This is a genomic window from Klebsiella grimontii (assembly GCF_042137965.1).
Classification (GTDB): Bacteria; Pseudomonadota; Gammaproteobacteria; order Enterobacterales; family Enterobacteriaceae; genus Klebsiella; species Klebsiella grimontii.
In genome coordinates this window covers 5,060,803-5,079,711 of the sequence record NZ_CP169721.1, presented here as the reverse complement: position 1 = coordinate 5,079,711, position 18,909 = coordinate 5,060,803, and the positions used below count along the sequence as shown (strand labels likewise).

The window sequence follows — 18,909 nt, the reverse complement described above, 5'->3', positions numbered from 1 at the left end:
CCCCTTCCTGAAGTCAGAAAGGGGGCGTTTTTTTAGCGTTTCCGCCCGCCAAGCAAGCTTCCCAGCATTCCCCTGACTATCTGGTTGGTCACCTGACGCACCGCGCTCTTGGCTGCCGTTTGTACGATACCGTCGCGTTTGCCGCCGCGCGGCCCGGTGGTACCGAACAGAATGTCTTTTAATCCGCCGAGCAGGCCGTCGTCATCGCCGTTTTGCTGGCCTTTTACCGGCGGCGACTGCTGTTGCTCCGTTGTGCTCTGAACGCCCTGTTGCAGCATTTCAAAGGCCGATTCACGGTCGATCTCTTCTTCATATTTCCCGTACAGCGACGAGTGGTTAAGCAGTCCGTTACGTTCGTCATCGGTGACCGGCCCCATACGCGAGCAGGGGGCGATAACCATTGCGCGTTCCACTATTGAAGGGCTGCCTTTCTCATCAAGAAAGGAGATCAGCGCCTCCCCCGTGCCCAGCTCCTGGATCGCCTGTTCGGTACTGAACGCCGGATTCGCGCGCATGGTTTGCGCGGCGGTTTTTACCGCTTTTTGATCTTTCGGCGTGAAGGCGCGCAGAGCGTGCTGCACGCGATTGCCCAGTTGACCGAGTACCGCATCGGGAATGTCCGCCGGGTTTTGCGAAACGAAATAAACACCGACGGCCTTAGAGCGAATCAGGCGGATAACCTGCTCGATTTTATCCAGCAGCACCTGCGGCGCATCGTTAAACAGCAGATGCGCTTCATCAAAGAAAAAGACCAGCTTTGGCTTCTCCTGGTCGCCGGCCTCCGGCAGCCGTTCGTAAAGCTCTGAGAGCATCCACAGCAGGCTGGCGGCGTACAGCTTCGGCATCTGGTAGAGCTTCTCGGCGCTCAGGATATTAATCACCCCTTTACCCTCAGCGTCGACGCGCATCCAGTCCTGAATATCGAGCATAGGTTCGCCGAAAAAGTGCTCCGCGCCCTGCTGCTCAAGGGTAAGTAACCCGCGCTGAATCGCCCCAACGGAGGCGCTGCTGATGTTGCCGTACTGGTTCTGAAACGCTTTGGCGTTGTCGCCAATGTATTGGGTAATGGCGCGCAGGTCTTTAAAGTCGAGCAGCAGCAGCCCGCGATCGTCGGCGATACGGAAGATGATATTCAGCACCCCGGACTGAACCTCATTGAGGTTGAGCAGGCGCGCCAGCAGCAGCGGCCCGAGATCGGAAACCGTGGCGCGCACCGGGTGGCCTTTTTCGCCGAAAATATCCCATAGCACCACCGGATTGGCGTGCGGCTGCCAGTCCGTTGCGCCGATTTTTTCAAGACGCGCCTGCAGCTTTTCCGAACTTTGGCCCGGCTCGGCGATACCGGTGAGGTCGCCTTTCACATCGGCCATAAATACCGGAACGCCGATCTCCGAGAACGACTCCGCCAGCTTTTGCAGGGTGACGGTTTTACCGGTCCCCGTGGCGCCGGTAATTAAGCCGTGGCGGTTGGCCATAGCGGGCAGTAAATGCAGCTGTTTATCCAGCGTGCGGGCAATCAGCAGAGGTGCGCTCATGATCGATTTCTCCATTTATCCTGCTGCGAGTATAGGCAACCTGATGACAAAAGGAGGGAAATCATGCGCGCCTTCGCTTATTCGCTTATTCGCTTATTCGCTTATTCGCTTATTCGCTTCAGGCGCAGTGGCGCTGAATTAACGCGATGCTCTGCTCGATTTCGCGGCGGATATCGCCTTCGCTCCAGTTTGCCAGCTCCGGCGCGAAGGGTTCGAACGCATACACGCCCTGATAGCCGCGCGCCTCCAGGTTTTTGACCTGCTCGCAGCTTTGCAACTGGTCTTTTGCGCTCAGCATGATGCGCTCATTGTCGGTAAGGGCTTCGCGCGGGCGGGTATCCTCTACGCCGGAAAGATGGACCAGACCGATTTCGCCGATATCCACCTGGTTAAACTCCTGCTCCGCCTGCGGATAAAGATGATGATGGAAGGTATCGATCAGCAGCTTAAACGGCACCCGCGCGTCGTGGATCAGCGTTTGCGCCTGCGCCGAGGAGCGCAGCGAGCTCTGCGGGAAACCGAGCGGTTCCACCAGCCCCTGAATGCCGTAGAAGGCGAATAGCGGCGCCAGGTCGCGCAGGGCGTTAAGGGTTTCGCTCGCCGGAACCTCGGTACCATCGTTCAGCGGGCACAGCACCAGCGATTTGGCGCCAACGGCTTTGGCTTCTTTTAACAATGACTCCGTCAGGCTACGAACCTCTGCGGTGCGGCAGTTGAAGGGGTAGACCGCGTTGATCGTGAGGATCTCAATATGGTAGCGGTCAGCCAACTCCCGCACCTGCTGGTGGCTCAGGTCGTCGGTTACTTTTCCGCTGGGGAGGTCGTTACGTAGCTCGACTTTGTTCAGCCCGAGGCTGTTCACCAGCCGGAAAAAGGCCTCAATGCTGAGTGACGGGGCGATCTTGCGGTTGATGCAGAAACGTTGCGATGCAATAGCCATTTTGACTCTCCTGAAACGTAGGGATCGAATTCGTTCGAATGCCTCATAGTCAAAACATTTATTCCAAAATTAGCAATGTATGAAATGGCGGTTTTTTGAGCCGACTCGCAAAATATTTTTCTGTTGTGCTTTCATTGCTGCTGGCTCCAGGAGGCGCTATGTCTAATCTCTTTTTATCGGACTTTAGCGCGCAAGGCGGCGTTTCCTTACAATAAATTGCGACCATCGTCACCAAAATTGAATTTCATTAGCTATCAATATTGAAATATTAATTTCATTTTACTACGGTTATAGCACAGCAGATCCAGTAATGGGCCGTACTGCGTTGGCCCCCGATACCCCATACAGATGAGGCGAGAGCATGACTATCACAGGAAACTTTATTGGCGGGAAAACCGTTACCAGCGGCAGCAACAAAACAATGCCGGTATTCGACCCCGCGACGGGCAAAGTGGTCCGCGAAGTCACGTTATCGACCGCGCAGGAAGTCTCTGACGCCATTCAGGTGGCGCGTGATGCTTTTGAGAGCTGGTCGCGCACCACGCCGCTGCGCCGCGCGCGCGTGATGTTCAATTTTAAAATGTTACTGGAACAGCATGCTGAAGAGCTGGCGGGGATTATCGTCAGCGAGCACGGTAAAGTGTTTTCCGACGCGATGGGTGAGCTGACGCGCGGCATGGAAGTCGTCGAGTTTGCCTGCGGTATTCCGCATCTGATCAAAGGGGAGTTCTCATCGGATGTCGGCACCGGCGTTGATAGCTATTCGCTGATGCAGCCGCTGGGCGTGGTGGCGGGCATTACGCCGTTCAACTTCCCGGCGATGGTGCCGATGTGGATGTTCCCGCTGGCGCTGGCCTGCGGCAACAGCTTTGTCCTCAAGCCGCCAGCGCTGGCGCCGACCGCCGCGGTGCGTCTGGCGGAATTGCTGAAAGAAGCAGGGCTGCCGGATGGCGTCTTTAACGTGGTGCACTGCAGTAATGAAGACGCTGAGCAGCTCTACCGGGACCCGCGGATCGCGGCGGTAAGTTTCGTGGGCTCGTCCGGCGTGGCGGAGCATATTTATAAAACCGCCAGCGCCTATGGCAAGCGAGTACAGGCGTTTGGCGCGGCGAAAAACCACGCGATTGTGATGCCGGATGCCGATCTGGATGCCACCGTGAACGCCATTATGGGCGGCGCGTTCGGCTCGGCGGGCGAGCGCTGCATGGCGCTGCCGGTGGTGGTCGCCGTCGGCGATGAGACGGCGGATAAACTGATTGCGCGCCTGAAGCCGCTGGTGGAGTCCCTGAAGGTGGGGCCGGGCTGTATGCGCGGAAAAGAGGAGAACGAAATGGGGCCGGTCGTCTCCGATACCCATCAGAAAAAAGTGCTGGGATATATTGATAAAGGGGTCAGCGAGGGGGCGACGCTGGTGGTTGATGGCCGTAAGCCGCAGGTGCCAGGGTTTGAAGAGGGGTACTACGTCGGCGGAACGCTGTTCGACAACGTCACGCCGGAGATGACAATCTGGCGCGAGGAGATTTTTGGCCCGGTGCTGGGTATTGTCCGCGTGGCGGATTACCACAGCGCGCTGGAGCTGGTGAACAGCCATGAGTTCGGCAACGGCAGCGCCGTCTTTACCAGCAACGGCCACACCGCGCGTGAATTTGTCCATGATGTCCAGGCCGGAATGGTTGGGGTCAACGTACCGGTACCCGTTCCCATGGCCTTCCATAGCTTTGGCGGCTGGAAACGCTCCGTATTCGGCGCACTGAACGTGCATGGCCCGGACGGCGTGCGCTTCTATACGCGTATGAAAACCGCCACCGTCCGCTGGCCGCAGGGTCAGCAAACCGTATCTGAATTCAGTATGCCGACGTTAGGCTAATCGGCGAAGGAGAGCGCCATGTCTTTACTGGCTAAAGCAAAAAAAGAAGGGCAGATTCAGCACATCACCCCACAGAGCGCGGGGTGGAAGTACATTGGTTTTGATGTCTGGATGTTAAAGAAAGGACAAACCGTCACCCTGGAAAGCGGCGATCGCGAACTGTGCCTGGTGCTGGTCGCCGGCCTGGCTTCGGTAAAAACCACGCGGGCGGATTTCCCGAACCTCGGCCAGCGTATGTCGCCGTTTGAGCGGACGCCGCCCTGGTCAGTCTACGTGCCGCCGCAGGATAAAGTCGAAGTGACGGCAGATTCAGACCTCGAGCTGGCCGTATGCAGCGCCCCGGGTAAAGGAACTTTACCGGCTCGAGTTATCTCCCCGCAGGACGTGGGCGTAGAGCATCGGGGTAAGGGGCGCAACCAGCGCCTGGTGCACAATATTCTGCCGGATAGCGCGCAGGCGGACTGCCTGCTGGTGGTGGAGGTTTACACCGAGGAAGGGGCGACCAGCTCATGGCCGTCGCACAAGCACGATACGGCGCTGCCGGGCCAGGAAACCCAGCTGGAAGAGACCTACTATCACCGTTTCGATCCGCCGCAGGGTTTTGCCTTCCAGCGCGTCTACACCGATGATCGCAGCCTCGATGCCTGCATGGCTCCCTACAACCACGATGTGGTCATGGTGCCGCGCGGCTACCATCCGGTGGCGGCGATTGCTGGGTATGACAGCTACTATCTGAACGTAATGGCCGGTCCGGATCGCAAATGGATGTTTACCTGGGAAGAGGATCACGCGTGGATCAACAGCCCTGATTATCCCCGCCACGATTAACATTGGTTGATAATAAAAAGGCCGGTTAGCAACGCTAGCCGGCCTTTTTGATCCTATAGCCCGAATAAGATCGTCGTCGCAATTCTGGCACATCCCCGGCTTGCGCTGCGCTTAGCCGGGCTACGGGTTTACCGTCGTCTGCGGACAAGTAGCCCGGATAAGACGTTTACGTCGCCATCCGGGAGGCATGAAAAATTTAAGCCAGCTGCTTCGTTTCTGCATCCTTGCTGCTGTTCAGCGCCAGCGAGACCGCCAGCGTCTGGGCCAGGCACAGCGAGGCCACCTGCGAACGGAAACCATCAACCTGCGCCTCGCGCACCACAAAGCAGACGTCGCTGAAGGCCGCCAGCGGGCTGACCTGGCTGTCGGTAATCGCTATCTGTCGTGCTTTACGCTGCGCGCCGAGCTCCACCAGTTCAACCACTTCCCGCGCATACGGAGAGAAGCTCACCGCCACCACGACATCTTTCGGCCCGACCAGGCTGAGCTGCTCGGTAAACATGCCGCCCAGACCGTCAATCAGAAATGCTTTACGGTCCAGATGGCGCAGAGCGTAGGTCAAATAGGAGGCGACGCTAAAGGAGCGGCGCAGGCCAATAACGTAGATATTCTCCGCTTCCGCCAGCAGCGCGACCGCGCGCTGCAGATCGTCGCCGGAGGTCTGCATCGCCAGCTGCTGCAGCGCCTGGGTATTGACCATGGTGAACATATTCAGGATTTCGGTCGGCGTTTCCGGCGGGGTTGCGTCATCCGTCGTGGTCTGGCGGAACAGACGCGCGCGCTCGGTATAGTTAGCCGTCTCTTCCATCAGATGCTGCTTGAACATCTGCTTCATTTCGTTGAAGCCGCTAAAACCAAAGGCGTTAGCGAAGCGGATCAGCGTGGAAGGGGGGACATCAGCTTGTTGCGCGATAGAGGCCACGGTGTCGAAAGCCACGCTATTGCTGTTATCGAGAATATAGCGGGCTACCTGTTTCAGGCGTTTGCTTAACGTGTCGTAGCGACGCCTGATTTCATCCTGCAAGATGGTAAGTTGGGTCGGATTATTGGCCATAGATTGCGCTCTGAGAAAATGAAAGGAATATAATTTCCAGTGTATCAAATGAAGCGAATTTTTCATTTACTACGATGAAATACGCGATTCATTTCACGAAGATCCAGAAAAAAGCCCGCATCTTCGAAAGAGGATGCGGGCGGGGGCTGAATCAGCCGCGGGCTTCTCGCCAGTAGCCGATGAGCGTAAGGTAGTTGCGTTTCACTTCGTTAATCAGCGCCTCATCGCTGAGCTCGCCCTGCATCCAGCGCCGTGAAGGCTGGCCAAAAATGGTGCGTCCTACGGCAAAACCTTTGATCATCGGATGCTTCGCCGCTTCGGCAAAACCGGCGCGCAGACGGTCCGAAGGGGCGTCCAGGCCGAGGATTAAGATCCCGCGGCACCAGCTATCTTCTCGCGCGATCAGTTTGCCGATCCTTTCCCATTCCGCGCTCGACAGCGGCGGCAGCTTCCACCAGTCCGGCTGGATGCCCAGCTGATAGAAGTGCTCCAGCATGTCGTGGTAGTGGCGTTCATCTTTATCCGGGCCGTTTTCCGGCAGGATGATTTCCAGCAGCAGCTCATGCCCGGACTTGTTGCACGCCTGCCAGACCTCCAGCAGCAGCGCATCCTGTTCGGCGCGCAGCTCGGCGGGATCGGCCGGATGATAGAAGACCAGGCATTTCACCACGTGCTCCAGCGGCCAGTCGATCAGCTGGGAACCGATGTTGCCATGTTCCAGGCGCAGCGGGCGCGAGCTCGGCATTTCAATCGGCCGACCAATCCACCAGCCCTTGCCGGTGATGGCATTGAGCGAGCGCTGGCCGTAGGTGCCATCGGCGAGGATGCCGCTGCGACCATCAAGACCGGCTTCGTCTGCGGCGGCTTCCGCGGCCGCCAGCAGCAGCAGCTTCAGCTGCGGAATGCAGGATTCATCACGCCCGGTTTCCAGCGCCAGATCTGCCAGCTGTTTACGGTGGTCAAAGGCGAAAATGCACAGCTCCGGCCACGCCTGGCGGCGGCTGGTGACGCGATGCAGATGGTTGAGGCGATCGTCGATATCCGGACGCGGGACCGATTCTGCCCGCGACAGATAGTCGTCAAGCTCGGCTTTGGTCGGCATCGCGGGCGCGCAGCCGTGGCGTGAAACCACCAGCGCGCCGCAGGCGTTAGCGTAGCGACAGGCCTGCTCCCAGCCTTCATCGTTAAGCCAGCCGCGCAGCAGGCCGGACATAAAGGCATCGCCCGCGCCCAGCACGTTAAGCACGTCTACGCGTACGCCCTGCTGTAGCGGCACGCTATCCCAGCTGTCGGGAATGGCGCCTTCCAGCACCACGCAGCCCATCGGGCCGCGCTTGCAAACCAGCGTCGCTTTCGTGGCGTTACGCACGTTTTTCAGCGCGGTCAGGGTATCGGTGCTGCCGCCGGCAATATGAAACTCTTCTTCAGTACCGACCACCAAATCGAACAGATGCAGGACTTCCTGCAGTTGGCTGGTCACCTGGCCGGATTCAATGAAACGCGTTTCACCGTCACCTAAAGAGGTTAAACCCCAAAGCACCGGACGATAGTCGATATCCAGCGCGGTGCGCAGGCCGTGACGGCGTGCGTACTCCAGCGCCTTCAGCACCGCTTCGCGCGTGTTGGCGTGCGAAAGGTGGGTGCCGGTTACCGCCAGCGCCCGGGAAGAGGCGATGTACTCTTCCTTAATATCTTCTGGCGAAAGGGCCATATCGGCGCAGTTATCGCGGTAAAAAATCAGCGGAAACGTCTCCTGATCTTTAATCCCCAGCATTACTAACGCCGTCAGGCGCTGCTTATCGGTGATCAGATATTCGGTATCGACGCCGGCGCGGCTCAGGGTTTCGCGAAGAAAACGGCCATTATGCTCATCGCCCACGCGGGCGAGCATCGCCGATTTTAATCCCTGAATGGCGGTGCCGAAGGCGACGTTGCCGGAAGAGCCACCCAGGTATTTAGAAAAACTGGCGACATCTTCCAGCCTCGCGCCAATCTGCTGGGCATAGAGATCGACTGCCACCCGGCCAATACAGATGACGTCGAGTCGCTTTACTGCTGCATTCATAGCTAGGGTTTCCTTTTGCATTTCTGCTGTACGGAAGAGTCGGACTGCCGACAGCGTCTCCGAAAACAGCCTGAGGGTTATTGGTTACCCTTAGTTTGAGAAATAAATATTTCATTTGCAAACTAGATCGAAATTAAAAAACCAAAAATGTGAGGGATATACCACTATGCCGCGCTGAGCCTCATTCTGCCTCGGATCCTGCACAGCGGCTGAAAGTTAAACGGACGTCAGTTGAACATCTATCTTTACCTATGATTTTTAAGGGGATATTAAGAGGTGGACCGCGTAATTTGCGCGTTATCCCCGATACAGGATGCGAATGAAACGGGTGAAATGCATAGAGAGTTTGATCCCTCTCGCAAAATGAAATATTTCTTCTGTATTTCTATTTAATGAAAAAAATGTTTGCCTATAATCCAAAAGTATTCCAGTGACGTTAACGATTTTCCTGACTCATCGCTTGTATCGCTGCGCAAGGCAAAACGCTAACCCACACGCAAATACTGAACAATAAGGATTGGGCAACATGGGCAAACTGAGACTGACAATGGCGCAGGCGCTGGTGAAGTTCCTGGATAACCAGTACCTGGAAGTCGATGGCGAAGAGCATAAGTTCGTCAAAGGCATCTTTGCTATCTTTGGCCACGGCAACGTGCTGGGAATGGGGCAGGCCCTTGAACAAGATAGCGGTGAAATGCGGGTCTATCAGGGGCGTAACGAGCAAGGGATGGCGCATGTCGCTACCGGTTTTGCCAGACAGTCCCTGCGTCGTCAGATTATTGCCTGTACCTCCTCCATTGGCCCCGGCGCGGCGAACATGATTACCGCCGCCGCCACCGCGACTGCCAACCGCATCCCGCTGCTACTGCTGCCGGGCGATGTGTTTGCGACCCGCCAGCCTGATCCGGTGCTGCAGCAAATCGAACAGAGCCACGATCTCAGCATTACCACTAACGACGCGTTTCGCGCGGTGAGTAAATACTGGGATCGCATCACCCGTCCGGAACAGCTGATGAGCGCCTGCATCAACGCCATGCGCGTGTTGACCGACCCGGCGGAAACCGGTGCGGTCACGCTTTGTCTGCCGCAGGATGTCCAGGGCGAAGCCTGGGATTATCCGGAGTCGTTCTTTACCCGTCGGGTACACCGCCTTGACCGCCGCCCGGCCAGCGCCGCGCAGCTGGCGGATGCCGTGGCGGCGATTAAAGCCAGCCGTAAGCCGCTGATCGTCTGCGGCGGCGGGGTGAAATACTCCGGCGCAGGCGAGGCGTTGACCCGTTTTGCCGAGCGCTACGGCGTTCCGTTTGCCGAAACCCAGGCGGGTAAAGGCAGCGTTGTCTCTTCGCATCCGTATAACGTGGGCGGCGTCGGCGAAACCGGCTGCCTGGCGGCGAACCTGTTGGCGAAAGAGGCGGACTTAGTCATCGGTCTTGGCACCCGTTTCAGCGATTTCACCACCTCGTCAAAATGGATTTTCCAGCACCCGGGCGTGCGTTTCCTCAATATTAACGTCAGCAACTTCGATGCCTGGAAGCTGGATGGGATTCCGATGCTGGCGGATGCCCGCGAAGCCCTCACTGCCCTGGACGGTGCCCTGTCCGGCGAATCCTGGCAGGCTGGCTGGGGCGAGCAGATTGAAAGCGTGCAGAGTCGCCAGCTGAAAGAGACCCAGCGCGTTTACCAGGCGGTGTGGCAGGAAACCGCTTTCGTCCCGGAAATCGACGACCATCTGGATCGGGAATCGGTGTATCGCGAATTTCGCCAGATAACCGACTCCACCCTGACGCAAAGCAGCGTTCTTGGCGTACTTAACGAAACGCTGCCGGCGGATGCGGTGATTGTAGCGGCGGCGGGGAGCCTGCCGGGAGACCTGCAGCGCGTCTGGCGCAACCGGGCCACCAACACCTATCACGTTGAATACGGCTACTCCTGCATGGGGTATGAAGTCAGCGCCGCGCTGGGCGTGAAGTTAGCCCAGCCGCAAAGCGAGGTCTATTCGCTGGTCGGCGACGGCTCGTTCATGATGCTGCACTCCGAGCTGGTGACCTCCCTACAGGAGCGCGCGAAGATCAACATCGTGCTGCTCGACAACATGGCCAACGGCTGCATTAACAACCTGCAAATGGAGCACGGGATGGACAGCTTCGGCACCGAGTTCCGCTTCCGCTGCGCCGAATCGGGCCAGCTGCAGGGCGGCCTGGTGCCGGTAGATTTCGCCACTGTCGCTGCCGGCTACGGCTGCAAAACCTGGCGCGTCACGACACTAGAAGAACTACGCCACGCGCTGGACGCCGCGCGCCGCGAAACCGTCAGCACCCTGATAGACATTAAAGTGCTGCCGAAAACCATGGTGCACAAATACGGCAGCTGGTGGAACGTCGGCGTCGCGCAGTCTGCGCTCTCCGAACGGATCCGCAAAGTGGCGCAAATGATCAATGAAAAACGCGCTCAGGCGCGGGATTACTAAAACAGAACACAAACCCTGAACCCTACAAATCTCGGGAGAAAACCAACTATGTCACTCAAATTAGGTGTCATCGGTGCCGGCGCTATCGGTAAAGAACATATCCGTCGTTGCACTCAGGTACTGCAGGGAGCCACGGTAGTGGCGGTTTCGGACATCAACGAAGAGAACGCGCGCGCCGCGGTTGCGCTGCCGGGCGTGCATGCCGAAGTGTACGCCGACGGTCATGACGTGATTAAGGCCAGCGATGTGGATGCCATTCTGGTCACCTCATGGGACCCCACCCACGAAGAGTACACGCTGGCCGCCATCGCCGCTGGGAAGCCGGTGTTCTGCGAGAAGCCACTGGCGATGAGCGCGGAAGGCTGCCGCCGTATCGTTGATGCGGAAATGAAAGCCGGTCGCCGCCTGGTGCAGGTTGGATTTATGCGCCCTTACGACGAAGGCTATCTGGCGCTGAAAAAAGTGATCGATGACGGCGACATCGGCGCGCCGCTGATGCTGCGCTGCGCGCACCGCAACCAGTCGGTGGGCGAGAACTACACCACCGATATGGCGATCACCAACACCCTGATTCACGAGTTGGATGTGCTGCGCTGGCTGCTGAATGACGACTATCGCTCCGTGCAGGTGCGCTTCCCGCGCTCCACGTCCCACACCCATGCGCGCCTGAAAGACCCGCAGATCGTGTCGTTTGAAACCAAAAAAGGCACGCTGATCGATGTGGAAGTCTTTGTGAACTGCCAGTACGGCTATGACATCCAGTGTGAAGTAGTAGGGGAAACCGGAATTGCCCGCCTGCCTGAGCCGTCGGCCGTGCAGATGCGCAAAGCCGCTAACCTGTCGACCGCTATTCTGACCGACTGGAAGGATCGCTTTATCAAAGCGTATGACGTTGAGCTGCAGGCCTTTATCAATGATGTTCAGGCCGGCCAGCTGCATGGCCCATCGGCGTGGGATGGCTACGCGGCGTCCGTCGCTGCCGACGCCTGTATCAAAGCGCAGGGAACCAGCGACCCGGTTGAGGTGACGCTGCCTGAATGCCCGGCATTCTACAAACGCTAATCCCGCTTTGCTGACGGAACTTCTTTGCACAGGTAACGACGATGAAAATTGCTTTTGACGTTGATGTTATTAAAGACCTCGGGGTTACCCGCATGGTCCACCAGGTGGCCGAATGGGGCTACAAATACATTGAGCAATCGCCGCACCCGCAGATCAACCCGTTCTACAAGCACCCGCGGGCCAGCCGGGAAATTATGGCTGAGTACAAGCAGGCGCTGCGCGATACCGGCGTGGAGCTCTCTTCGTTTATCTGCGTCTATCGCTGGTCCGGTCCGGATGAGCTGCGCCGTCAGGCGGCAGTGAAAAACTGGAAACGGCTGATCGAAATCGCGGTTGAAATGGGTGTACAGGTGATCAACACCGAGTTTTCCGGCGATCCTAACCAGCCGGAGATTTGCGATGAGATGTTCTATCGCTCCATGGAAGAGCTGCTGCCGATTTTTGAGCGCGAAGGCATCCGCGTTGAAATTCAGGCGCATCCGTGGGACTTCTGCGAAGAGAACAACGAAACCGTCGATATCGTGAAGTCGTTCCGCAGCGATAACGTGAAGTACGTTTACAGCGTCCCGCACACCTTCTTTTATGACAAAGGCGTGGGCGACGTTGAGAAGATGCTGCGCTACGCGGGAAGCGATCTCTCCCACGTGCTGATCGCGGATACCCGCAACCATACAAAACATTGCCGCTATATCGTTAACCCACCGGGCGTAGATGCCGTCGTTCACCAGCACGTGGGCGTCGGGGAAGGGGATGTTGATTTCGACGCGCTGTTCCGCACTCTGCGCGATATGAAATTTGCCGAACAGACCTTCAAGGTCGGCGGTGAGCCGATTGTGGCCACCTCGCTGTTCGGCTACCCGGAAAAAATGAAATACCAGGCAGTGGAAACCCGTGAACTCATCGAACGTGAATTGCTGCGCCGGTGAGGCGCAGCGGCAGGAGCCCCTACTATGAACAAAGATAACGTAAAACTGGCCATCGCCCCGATTGGCTGGACTAACGACGATATGCCGGAGCTGGGCAGCGAAAATACTTTCCAGCAAATCGTCAGCGAAATGGCGCTGGCGGGCTTTACCGGCAGCGAAGTCGGCAGCAAATATCCGCGCGATCCGGCGGTTCTCAAGCCGATGCTGGATATCCGCGGCATTCAGATTTGCAACGCCTGGTTCAGCACCTTTTTTGCTAACGGCCAGCGGGAAAAGACCATTGACGAATTCGTTAACCACATGAATTTTCTGCATGCTATGGGCGCGAAAGTCATCGGCTGCTCCGAGCAGAGCGGCAGCATTCAGGGGCTGGAAAAGCCCATCCTGGAGAATGCGAAACCGTGCTTTAGCGAAGAAGAGTGGCAGCGGGTGGCGGAGGGCTATAACACCCTCGGTCGTCTGGCGGCGGAAAAGGGCATGCAGGTCTGTCTGCATCACCATATGGGTACCGGTATCCAGACGACGGCAGAGATCGACAAGTTTATGTCGCTGGTGGATGACAAAGTCTTCCTGCTCTACGACACCGGACACGCCTGGTATTCCGAAGGCGGCGAAGAGCCGATGCTGGCGATTCTGAAAAAATATCTGCCGCGCATTAACCACGTACACCTGAAAGACGTGCGTCCGCCGGTGATCGAGCAGGTGCGTCGCGAAGGGCTCTCCTTCCTGGACGGCGTGAAGAAGGGGACCTTCACCGTGCCGGGCGACGGCGTTATTGATTTCCGTCCGGTGTTCAAACTGCTGGACGAACATGGCTATAAAGGCTGGATGGTGGTTGAGGCCGAGCAGGATCCGGCGCTGGCCAACCCATTCGAATACGCCGTAAAAGCGCGCAAATATATCCGCGAGACGGCAGGAATCTAATCGTTGTTTCATTTTCAGGCCATACGTCGTATGGCCTGCTTTTTTTTCCTCTGTCGTGACGGCGAAAAAGCGACGCTGAACGTTTCCCTCTCCTTTTGTGAGAGGGGCAGGGAGAGGGAAAAGTTTACTTCACTTCCGCCAGCGCGGTCTTATCGACGTAGGGCTTCATCAGCGCATCGGCTTCCTTCTGCGCCGCCTGCACCGCGGCTTCCGGGGTAACGTTGGCATCATTGACCACCGCGGCCAGCTGGTTTTCCATCGCTTTACGCACGGCAACGGTCTCCCAGGTGGAGTACCACGGATGGGCATACTTCAGCTGTTCGAGGGCGATAGCCGCGCGCGGATCCTGCTGCAGATACGCCTTCATTTCCGGCGTATCGTAGGCGGCCTTACGCGGGGAGAAGTAGCCGGTAAAGCGGCTCCAGGCGCCGTTGACCTGCGGGCTCACCAGATACGTCAGGAACTGATACGCCGCTTTTTTCTGCGCGTCGTTGATGCCCTTGAAGCTCACCAGGCTGGCGCCGCCGATCGGTACCGCGCGCTGCTCTTTGGCCGGCAGCATCGCCACGCCCAGTTCAAAATCTTTGCTGTTCTCGCGCATAAAGCCCAGCGCGCCGGTGCTCAGCATCGCCATTCCGACTTTGCCGGAGAAGAAGCTGGCGCCGATCTGTTTCGAATTCAGCACGCCGGAAGGCATGACTTTGTCTTTATAGACCAGGTTCTGCCAGAAGCGCAGGGCGCCGATGGTGGTTGGCGTGTTGTAATAGACTTCGCCCGGATAGTCCTCGTTAAAGTATTTCCCGCCGTTGGCGCGCACCAGCGCCGAGAAGATCCAGCCGCCGTAATCATCGTTGGTCGACGGCAGCATGATCCCCCACTGGCCTTTGCTTTCGTCGGTCAGCTTTCTGGCGTCCGCCAGCAGCTCGGCCCAGGTTTGCGGCGGCTGTTTGATACCGGCCCGATCGAACATTGTTTTGTTGTAGTAGAGGATCGGCGTCGAGTTATGGAACGGGATCGCATAGGTGGTGCCCATCACCCGGGCGTTTTTATGCATTGCGGGCCAGAACGCCTTCACCAGAAAATCCCCGGCTTTTTGATCGCCATACTGGAACAGCTCATCCATCGGCAGGATCTCATCCTTCAGCGCCAGATCGGTGGTGAAGTTGGCGGACATAATCACCAGCGCGGGCGGCTGTCCGGCCTTCTGCGCTGATTCGGCTTTGATCTTGGTGGTGTCGTAGTTACCGGTAAAGATCCCGCGCACTTCGACATCCTGCTGCGACTCGTTGAATTGCTTAATGACGCGGGTCATCTCCATGGTCAGCTTACCGTCCACCGGCGCCGGGAACATGAAGTCGATCTTCTCTTTCGCCTGCGCCGCGCCGCTCAGGGCAAGGCTGAGCCCAACCGCGAGAGCGGTGAGAGGTTTAAACATGGTCTGTCTCCATCAGTAAATTATGCTGTTTCTCAGCATGAAAAAGATGCACATCGGCAGGTGAAAAGCCGAGGATCAGCGAATCGCCTTTCTCCGGCACCGCGCCACGATGGCGACGGCTAAAGCGTAGGGTGCCGATGGGGGTGCTGACGTGGAGCAGATAATCGGCTCCCATCAGTTCTCGTTGCAGCACGGTGGTGGGCAGGCGCAGATGGCTCTCCTCCACGCGGTCGCTGATATGTTCTGGGCGAATGCCTAACCACACCCGGGATTCTTCACGGTAGCGCGGCGGCAGCGGATAGCGCAGCTCACCCAGTAATACCTCACCATCAGCGCAGGGCAGCGAGAGCAGATTCATCGCCGGAGATCCGATAAACCCGGCGACAAACAGGTTGGCCGGGTTGGCGTAGAGATACTCCGGTCGCCCGACCTGCTGTACGTGGCCGCCGTTCATCACAACGATGCGGTCGGCCATCGACATCGCTTCCGTCTGGTCATGGGTGACGTAGACGGTGCTGGTTCTGAGCTGCTGGTGGAGGTCCATAATGCTGTCGCGCACTTCGCTACGCAGGCGGGCGTCAAGGTTGGAGAGCGGCTCATCCATCAGGAACAGGCGCGGATTGCGCACAATCGCCCGCGCCATCGCCACCCGCTGCCGCTGGCCGCCGGAGAGCTTCGCCGGCTTGCGATCGAGCAGGGTATCCAGCTGCAGCATTTGCGCGACTTTATCCACCCGCGGCTGCCAGCTGGTTTTCTCCTCTTTGCGTACCTTCATGCCGAAAGTGATGTTGTCGCGCACCGACAGGTGCGGAAACAGCGCATAGTTCTGAAAGATCATCGCGAAATTACGCTCTCTGGGCGACATGTCGGTGATGTTCTCATCGTGCAGCCAGATCTCCCCCTCGCTGACCGGCTCCAGCCCGGCGAGCAGGCGCAGCAGGGTGCTTTTACCGCAGCCAGACGGGCCCACCAGCACCACGAATTCCCCTTCGCGAATATCCAGCGACAGGGCGCTGAGGGCCGGTTTACCGTCAAACTGTTTACTGATGTTTTGCAGACTAAGCATGGCGTTTAGCGATCTTCCGTTGGGCAGCTGATATTTTCGTCGTACATCCACGGTCCGGCGTAGTGGGTCAGCGGATGCTGATAGCTCACCCACTGCTCGTCGACCTGGCGATGCATCAGGCATGACGCCGGAGAGAGGTCGTAATACGGTCGGGTATCTTCATGAAAGTAGGGCACCTGGTGGACGGTTCCCGGGATGGTGGAGATGATGGCCTGGCGATACTGGGTCATGGTCAGGCTGTGGTTATGGCCGCAGAAAATGCGCGTCAGCGACGGGAAACGCTCAACCAGCGCCAGCAGACGATGGCCGTTTTCGCAGGCGATAGGGTCCATCTGCGCGTTGCCCAGCGGCAGCGGCGGATGATGCATAAACACCGTCGCCGGTTTATCGCCGCCATCAAACAGCTGAGACTCCAGCCACTTAATGGTTTCCTCGGTCAGCCAGCCTTTCGACGTACCCGCGCGGCTGGAGTCGATAAACAGCAGGCGAGTGGCAAAATCGTCTACCGCGTAGTGCATGTTTTGCGCATCGCGGCCGAGCTGCGGGCACAGCAGATGCAGGTATTCCAGAAACAGCGCTTTATCGTCGTGGTTGCCGGGAATGAGATACAGCGGATAGTTCAGGCTGCCGAGGATCTGGCGGGCGACCTCATACTCTTCCGGGCGGCCGCAGTTGACGATATCGCCGCTCACCACAACCGCGTCCGGACGCTCCTGCAGGGCGTTCAACTGGGAGACGACGTCGGCATTAGCGGCGTTGACGTCAATAAAGCCGTACAGCTTCTGGCCGCGGCTGCGGAAATGGGTATCGGAAATTTGCGCTAACAGCATGAAGAGCTCCTTATTTGATCCCGGAGAAGCCGAAGCTTCGCAGGAACTGTTTCTGGAAGAGGATGAACGCGAGCATCAGCGGCAGGCAGACCATCAGCGTGCCGGCGCCGATGATGCCCCACTGACCGCCGGATTCGGCGCCCATGGCGAACGAGACCAGCCCCACGGTCAGCACCTGTTTGTCCGGGTCGTTCAGCATCATCAGCGGCCACAGATACTCGTTCCAGTGGTAGGTAATGCTGACGGTGGCGAAGGCCAGCACCGACGGCCAGGACATCGGCAGCAGCACGCGGAACAGCACCTGCCACCAGCGACAGCCCTCCATCAGCGCCGCCTCTTCCAGCTCTTTGGGTATGGCCAGAAACGCCTGACGCATCAGGAACACGCCGAACGCCGAGGTGAAGTAGGGCATCATTACCCCAGTGAGGGTGTTGAGCAGGCCGAAGGTTTTCAGGGTCAACATGTTCGGCACCATCATCACCACCGGCATGATCATCAGCTGGACGAGGAACATCAGGAACAGCGTCTTCTTGCCGCGGAACTCGTGGCAGGCGAAGACGTAGCCGGCGGTGGTGATGGTCAACAGCTGCGCGAAGAAGGTGCCGAAGGTGAAGATAAGGGTGTTGGCGTAGAGGCTCAGCCAGTCGGCGCTGTCCCAGGCATCGCGGAAGTTATCCAGCGTCAGCGGCATACGGGGCAGCAGCGAGGCCATATCCTCGCCGAAGGTCGTGGCGCTAAACGAGGTTGCCAGCATCCATAAAAACGGGCTCATCCACAGCAGCGCCAGGCAGCACATTAATACCGTGAGCGTAAAGGGCTGCGAGCGGCGCAGGCGCAGCCAGAGCGGGCGCGATGCGCTGTGCGATCGCAGCGCCAGCGGCGAGATTTCAGCGCTCATAGTGCGCTCCTTTCTCCAGCAGTTTGAGGTTAATCAGCGAGAAGGCAAACAGCCCGGCCAGCGTCAGGAAGGTGGCGGCGGAAGCTTTACCTAAATCATGGGTGTCCCAGGCGAGGTTCTGGATGTAGTAGAGCAGCACGGTCGTGGCGTTATCCGGCCCGCCGCGGGTCATCACCGCCACGTGGTCGATCTGGGTGATGGAGTAGATCAGCGCCGTGGTTATCACGAAGCTCAGGGTCGGGCGCAGCAGCGGCAGCGTCACCTTAAAGAACACCTGCGTGCGGGTGGCGCCTTCCATTATCGCCGCTTCGCGCGTGGAGGCCGGAATGCTTTGCAGCCCTGCGAGGAAAAACAGCATGTAGTAACCGGCGAACTTCCACACCCCAATCAGCGCCAGCGCCAGCAGCGCGCTATTGCTGCGCCCCAGCCAGTTGTTGTTCATCGGGCCGAACAGCTTCGCCAGATAGTGGTCGAGCAGGCCAAGGCCGGGCATAAAGATAAACAGCCACAGCGCGGCGGCGCTGACCATCGGGATAATCATCGGGAAGAAGAAGGCGGTGCGCAGCCAGCGGTTGACGCGGTGATTCTCGGTCAGGGCGACCGCCAGCAGCAGGGCGAGGGTCACGCCCGGTACCACCGTCAGCAGGATATAAAGCAGGTTATTCACCAGCGACTGCCAGAAGACGCTGTCGGCGAACAGACGACTGAAGTTCTCCAGCCCGACATACTGGCCGCCGTCGCTGACTATGCGGGTATCGAACAGGCTGTCATAAATCGATCGCCCGAGGGGGAACCAGGTAAACAGCAATAAAAACAGTAGGGAAGGCGACAGTATCAGCCAGGGGAGCCAGGTTTTTCTCATGGTGGCGGACGTCTCATTCAGGCGTTTGTAGAAGCCCGGATTGTGAGAAGGATTGACTGCAAACGTATGGCGGGGAGATGACGGTTTAATGACCAGGGAAACAAGCGCCGGGCAGACGGGCCGCCCGGCATCACCCCGGTCAGTGGCGTT

15 protein-coding genes are annotated in these 18,909 nt (G+C 58.2%); 6 read left to right on the top strand and 9 right to left on the bottom strand.

Going from position 1 to position 18,909, the window contains the following annotated elements; translation table 11 throughout:
- Positions 1 to 32 precede the first annotated feature (32 nt).
- Together ACE3MN_RS23765 and ACE3MN_RS23760 are read right to left on the bottom strand one after the other, a co-directional pair.
- Positions 33 to 1,535, bottom strand: a complete 1,503-nt coding sequence (locus ACE3MN_RS23765) for a helicase HerA-like C-terminal domain-containing protein (RefSeq protein WP_064343372.1) — start codon at positions 1,533 to 1,535, stop codon at positions 33 to 35.
- Between the two features lie 118 nt (positions 1,536 to 1,653).
- Positions 1,654 to 2,475, bottom strand: a complete 822-nt coding sequence (locus tag ACE3MN_RS23760) for a TIM barrel protein (RefSeq protein WP_024360503.1) — start codon at positions 2,473 to 2,475, stop codon at positions 1,654 to 1,656.
- 361 nt (positions 2,476 to 2,836) lie between these two features.
- Here ACE3MN_RS23760 and ACE3MN_RS23755 point away from each other — a divergent pair, with 361 nt between their 5' ends.
- Together ACE3MN_RS23755 and iolB are read left to right on the top strand one after the other, a co-directional pair.
- Positions 2,837 to 4,342, top strand: a complete 1,506-nt coding sequence (locus tag ACE3MN_RS23755; RefSeq protein WP_004136147.1) for a CoA-acylating methylmalonate-semialdehyde dehydrogenase — start codon at positions 2,837 to 2,839, stop codon at positions 4,340 to 4,342.
- Positions 4,343 to 4,360: 18 nt separating this feature from the next.
- Positions 4,361 to 5,170, top strand: coding sequence for a 5-deoxy-glucuronate isomerase (iolB, locus tag ACE3MN_RS23750; RefSeq protein WP_004136145.1), 810 nt, complete (start codon positions 4,361 to 4,363; stop codon positions 5,168 to 5,170).
- 196 nt (positions 5,171 to 5,366) lie between these two features.
- On the opposite strand, the gene ACE3MN_RS23745 is transcribed toward iolB, so the two are convergent.
- Positions 5,367 to 6,224 carry a MurR/RpiR family transcriptional regulator gene (locus ACE3MN_RS23745; protein ID WP_004098142.1) on the bottom strand — a complete coding sequence of 286 codons (858 nt, stop codon included), beginning with the start codon at positions 6,222 to 6,224 and terminating at the stop codon, positions 5,367 to 5,369.
- A gap of 151 nt (positions 6,225 to 6,375) precedes the next feature.
- Positions 6,376 to 8,289 (bottom strand): bifunctional 5-dehydro-2-deoxygluconokinase/5-dehydro-2-deoxyphosphogluconate aldolase, encoded by a 1,914-nt coding sequence (gene iolC / locus ACE3MN_RS23740; protein WP_014227681.1) that lies wholly within the window; start codon positions 8,287 to 8,289, stop codon positions 6,376 to 6,378.
- 526 nt (positions 8,290 to 8,815) lie between these two features.
- Between iolC and iolD the strand changes: the two genes are divergently transcribed.
- From iolD to iolE, 4 genes are read left to right on the top strand one after another with little or no spacing between them, the layout of a single operon-like run.
- Complete coding sequence (gene iolD, locus ACE3MN_RS23735) at positions 8,816 to 10,756, top strand: 3D-(3,5/4)-trihydroxycyclohexane-1,2-dione acylhydrolase (decyclizing) (RefSeq protein ID WP_009652310.1); 1,941 nt, start codon at positions 8,816 to 8,818, stop codon at positions 10,754 to 10,756.
- Between the two features lie 48 nt (positions 10,757 to 10,804).
- Complete coding sequence (locus ACE3MN_RS23730) at positions 10,805 to 11,818, top strand: Gfo/Idh/MocA family protein (RefSeq protein WP_004136140.1); 1,014 nt, start codon at positions 10,805 to 10,807, stop codon at positions 11,816 to 11,818.
- Positions 11,819 to 11,859: 41 nt separating this feature from the next.
- Positions 11,860 to 12,744: a sugar phosphate isomerase/epimerase family protein gene (locus ACE3MN_RS23725; protein WP_004098146.1), complete on the top strand. Its 885-nt coding sequence runs from the start codon at positions 11,860 to 11,862 to the stop codon at positions 12,742 to 12,744.
- Positions 12,745 to 12,768: 24 nt separating this feature from the next.
- Complete coding sequence (gene iolE, locus ACE3MN_RS23720) at positions 12,769 to 13,668, top strand: myo-inosose-2 dehydratase (protein ID WP_004098147.1); 900 nt, start codon at positions 12,769 to 12,771, stop codon at positions 13,666 to 13,668.
- Positions 13,669 to 13,792: 124 nt separating this feature from the next.
- Here the strand turns inward: iolE and ACE3MN_RS23715 are convergent, their stop codons facing one another.
- Genes ACE3MN_RS23715 through ACE3MN_RS23695 form a run of 5 tightly spaced genes read right to left on the bottom strand, consistent with a single transcriptional unit; the run spans position 13,793 to position 18,759 of the window.
- Positions 13,793 to 15,103: an ABC transporter substrate-binding protein gene (locus tag ACE3MN_RS23715; RefSeq protein WP_154915795.1), complete on the bottom strand. Its 1,311-nt coding sequence runs from the start codon at positions 15,101 to 15,103 to the stop codon at positions 13,793 to 13,795.
- Positions 15,096 to 16,169, bottom strand: coding sequence for an ABC transporter ATP-binding protein (locus ACE3MN_RS23710; RefSeq protein WP_049131474.1), 1,074 nt, complete (start codon positions 16,167 to 16,169; stop codon positions 15,096 to 15,098). The genes ACE3MN_RS23715 and ACE3MN_RS23710 overlap by 8 nt, the downstream gene beginning before the upstream one ends.
- Before the next feature lie 5 nt (positions 16,170 to 16,174).
- Entirely contained in the window at positions 16,175 to 16,999 is an 825-nt protein-coding gene (locus tag ACE3MN_RS23705) for a phosphodiesterase (protein WP_098363505.1), read from the bottom strand.
- Positions 17,000 to 17,009: 10 nt separating this feature from the next.
- Positions 17,010 to 17,897, bottom strand: a complete 888-nt coding sequence (locus tag ACE3MN_RS23700; RefSeq protein WP_004136134.1) for a carbohydrate ABC transporter permease — start codon at positions 17,895 to 17,897, stop codon at positions 17,010 to 17,012.
- A complete protein-coding gene (locus ACE3MN_RS23695; protein WP_116943932.1) occupies positions 17,887 to 18,759 on the bottom strand; it encodes a carbohydrate ABC transporter permease in 873 nt (290 codons plus the stop codon). Before ACE3MN_RS23695 ends, ACE3MN_RS23700 begins: the two co-directional genes overlap by 11 nt.
- Positions 18,760 to 18,909 lie beyond the last annotated feature (150 nt).